This is a genomic window from Methylomonas rivi (genome assembly GCF_024505165.1).
In the GTDB taxonomy this organism is placed as follows: domain Bacteria; phylum Pseudomonadota; class Gammaproteobacteria; order Methylococcales; family Methylomonadaceae; genus Methylomonas; species Methylomonas rivi.
This window is the reverse complement of the sequence record NZ_JANIBK010000242.1, coordinates 1-3,542: the sequence shown is the minus strand read 5'-3', so window position 1 is coordinate 3,542 and position 3,542 is coordinate 1. Positions and strand designations below refer to the sequence as shown.

4 protein-coding genes are annotated in these 3,542 nt (G+C 54.4%); 3 read left to right on the top strand and 1 reads right to left on the bottom strand.

Going from position 1 to position 3,542, the window contains the following annotated elements; translation table 11 throughout:
* Positions 1 to 774: protease HtpX (gene htpX / locus NP596_RS20535; RefSeq protein ID WP_256617252.1), on the bottom strand; the 774-nt coding region annotated here is incomplete at its 3' end.
* Positions 775 to 881: 107 nt separating this feature from the next.
* Between htpX and NP596_RS20530 the strand changes: the two genes are divergently transcribed.
* From NP596_RS20530 to NP596_RS20520, 3 genes are all read left to right on the top strand, one after another.
* Entirely contained in the window at positions 882 to 1,991 is a 1,110-nt protein-coding gene (locus NP596_RS20530; protein ID WP_256617251.1) for a PQQ-dependent sugar dehydrogenase, read from the top strand.
* Positions 1,988 to 2,602: an NUDIX domain-containing protein gene (locus NP596_RS20525; RefSeq protein ID WP_256617250.1), complete on the top strand. Its 615-nt coding sequence runs from the start codon at positions 1,988 to 1,990 to the stop codon at positions 2,600 to 2,602. The genes NP596_RS20530 and NP596_RS20525 overlap by 4 nt, the downstream gene beginning before the upstream one ends.
* Positions 2,603 to 2,695: 93 nt before the next feature.
* Complete coding sequence (locus NP596_RS20520; protein ID WP_256617249.1) at positions 2,696 to 3,337, top strand: response regulator transcription factor; 642 nt, start codon at positions 2,696 to 2,698, stop codon at positions 3,335 to 3,337.
* Positions 3,338 to 3,542: the final 205 nt, after the last annotated feature.

The following is a 3,542-nucleotide window of genomic DNA, read 5'->3' as shown; positions in this document are numbered from 1 at the left end:
GCCCGGCAATTGCGCCGGCTCGTGCGAGCGTTGCAAGGCTTGCAGGGCGGAAATCATTTTCTGGCGGCCGGCCAGGCTGGCGCCGCCGGCATCGGCGCGGAATTCGCGGTAGCGCGAGAACCACATCACCAGCATGGAAGCCAGAATGGACAGGGCGATTTGCGCCACCATTTGGGTGATGTAATACGCCGGCCCGTAGCCGCGTTCGGTTTTGAACACCACCCGGTCGACGATGTGGCCGATGATGGTGGCGAAGAAATACACAAAGGTATTCACCACGCCCTGCATCAAGGCCATCGTGACCATGTCGCCGTTGGCGACGTGGCTGATTTCATGGCCGACCACCGCTTCCACTTCGTCGGCGCTCATGCTTTGCAGCAAACCGGTGCTGACGGCGACCAGCGCGCTGTTGCGGTTGGCGCCGGTGGCGAAGGCATTGGGTTCCGGGGCCTGGAAAATACCCACTTCGGGCATGCCGATACCGGCTTGTTGGGCCTGTCTGGCAACGATGCTCAGCAACCATTGTTCGGTCTGGTTTTGCGGGTGTTCGATCACATGCACGCCCATGGCGTTTTTGGCCGACCATTTGGACATGAATAGGGAAATGATCGAGCCGGTCATGCCGATGATGGCGGACATGACCAGCAAGGCATCAAGGTTCAGGTCGACGCCTTGCGCATCCAGGGTGCTTTTCAGGCCCAGAAGGTTAAAAATTATTGTAATCGCAATCATGATGGCCACGTTGGTAGCCATAAACAGCAATATTCTCATCATTTTAAGTATCCTGTGTTGTGGTGATGGAAACGAGGTGGGTGCTGAATAGTTAAATTCAAGTGTTGGAGTGGTAAGATGCGGCAAAGTTTATTTTAGAGGACTGAAAAATGAAAGGTTTAAAGGCGATATTGTTTTTAATGGCCGTTTCCCCGCTCTGTCTGGCGGTAAAACCCGAGCATGAGGCCGTTCTGAAGCAACTGCGTTTACCTTACGGGTTTAAGATTTCCATTTATGCCGGCGATGTGCCGAATGCCCGGCAAATGGCGTTGGGCGAACGCGGGGTGCTGTTCGTCGGTACTCGCGACGGTAATGTCTACGCCCTGCGGGACAACGACGGCGACGGGGTGGCGGAACAACGTTTTACGCTGGCCAAGGAATTGTATCTGCCCAATGGGGTGGCCTATAAAAGCGGCGCTTTGTATGTCGCGGAAGTCAACCGCATCATCCGTTTCGATGAAATAGAAGCCAATCTGGACAATCCGCCCAAACCCAGTGTGGTGTTCGATAAATTGCCGTCCGATAAACACCACGGTTGGAAATATCTCAAGTTCGGGCCGGACGGCAAGTTGTATAGCGCCATTGGCGCGCCCTGTAATATTTGCAACCCGGAAGATAAGCTCTACGGGTCGTTGTTTCGCATCAATGCCGACGGCAGCGGTTTTCAGATATTGGCCAACGGCATTCGCAACACCGTCGGCTTCGATTGGGAGCCGGGCACCCATCATCTGTTTTTTAACGATAACGGCCGCGATAATCTGGGCGACGACGTGCCGCCGGACGAATTGAACCAGTGGACCGGCGCCAATCTGCATTACGGATTTCCCTATTGCCATGCCGGCGCGATTACCGATCCGGAGTTCGGCGCTAAAATGAAATGCGGCCAATTTCAAGGCCCGGTCTGGCGCTATAAAGCCCATATTGCGCCGTTGGGCATGCGCTTTTACACCGGCCAGCAATTTCCCGAGCACTATTACAAGCAGCTGTTCGTGGCCCAACACGGCTCCTGGAATCGTAGCGTGCCGCAAGGTTACCAAGTGGCCTTGGTCAAATTCAGCCAAGGCGAGCCGTTTAGCGAGCAAGCGTTTATTTCCGGCTGGTTGACGGCGTCCGGCCAGGTGTTGGGGCGGCCGGTGGACGTGTTGCAGATGCCGGACGGCAGTTTGCTGGTCAGCGACGACAAACTGGGCGTGATTTATAAGGTCGAGTATAAAAAGTGAGCGAAAAACAGTTTGAAATCCTGGCAAGAGAAACCGTTTACCAGGGCTTTTTCCGCCTGGAACAATACACCCTGAAACATACCTTATATAGGGGCGGCTGGAGCCGGCCGATTACCCGCGAACTGTTCCGGCGCGGCAATTGCGTGGCGGTATTGCTGTACGATCCCGAACGGGACGAAGTGGTGTTGATCGAACAATTCCGGGTCGGCGCGGCGCTACGGCCGCGGCGCGCCTGGCTGATCGAAATCGTGGCCGGCGCGATAGAAGAAGGCGAAACGGCGGAAGAAGTCGCCTACCGCGAGGCGCTGGAAGAAGCAGGTTGCGAAATCGAACAACTGATCGAAATTCAGCAGTTTTACACCACGCCCGGCGGCTGTTCTGAACGCATCACCCTATTCTGCGGCCGGGTGGATAGCCGGGCGGTCGGCGGCGTGCACGGTCTGGCGGAAGAAGACGAAGACATACACGTAACCGCAGTTAAATTCGACGAGGTGTTTCAAATGCTGGAAGACGGCAAAATCGAGTCCGGTATTCCCATCATCGCCATTCAATGGCTGTATATACACCGCGACAAACTGAGGGCCCGTTGGCTTAATGGCGCGCATGAATAACCTAACGTTAAACTCAGTGCTTGTTGAATGTTCGTTGAAATGGGATCATTTATGCATCCTTGCCCAGATTGACTTTTAACCGAACATTTCGCCGTGGCCAATATTTTGATTTATTCCAATAATCCCCAGCTGGCAGCCGAGTGGATGCACGCCTTGATAGCCGATCATAGCGTCAACAGATTATTGAATGCGCGAACCGACTACCAGGCCGATGCGGTTATCCTGGATGCCCGCAAGCTGGACGAAGATGCCAGTCTGTTGGCTGTTTTGACCAAACCGAACACCCGTTTCCTGGTCATGGGCTGCAATTGGCCAGAGCACAAACAGATCGAGGTTATGGTGCACGGCGCCGCCGGCTATTGCGAAGAATCGGAAGCCGCCCAGCTATTGAAACGCGCGGTCGACTGCATCCTGAAAGGCGATATCTGGATCCGCCGGTCCTTGGTGCCCAAAGTGATCGGGGTACTCACCGGCCAACTCCATTCCAACAACAATAAGCATTTGTCGCTGGAAGAGCGCGACAAATTGATACGCATGTCCGAATCCCTGTCGGCCAGGGAAATCGAAGTGGCCAATATGATACGGCTGGGCGAAAACAACCGCGGCATAGCCGAAGCCATGAATATTTCCGAGCGCACCGTCAAAGCCCATCTGTCCTCCATTTTCAGAAAATTTGAAGTCGACGACCGCTTGCGTTTGGCGATACGCTTAAAAGAAATAGACCAATACCGCTAGTTTTTATCGCCGCTAAAAGTAGCTGTTCAGTGAATGCCAGCTGATGCGGTGCGATTGCGTAGGCCGGGGTTACCCAGGGCACAAAAGCCCGATAGAGCGTAACCCGACAATCGAAGTCGTTGAACCGCCATAAGCCGATGCGTTGGGTTACGGCCGGTATTCGCTAAATATACCTTTCGAGCTTCAAATTTCGGCGCATCTGTTC

Bases quoted from the DNA above. Each gene is read 5' to 3' on its own strand.
- NP596_RS20530 (WP_256617251.1), top strand. From the start codon at position 882: ATGAAAGGTTTAAAGGCGATATTGTTTTTAATGGCCGTTTCCCCGCTC.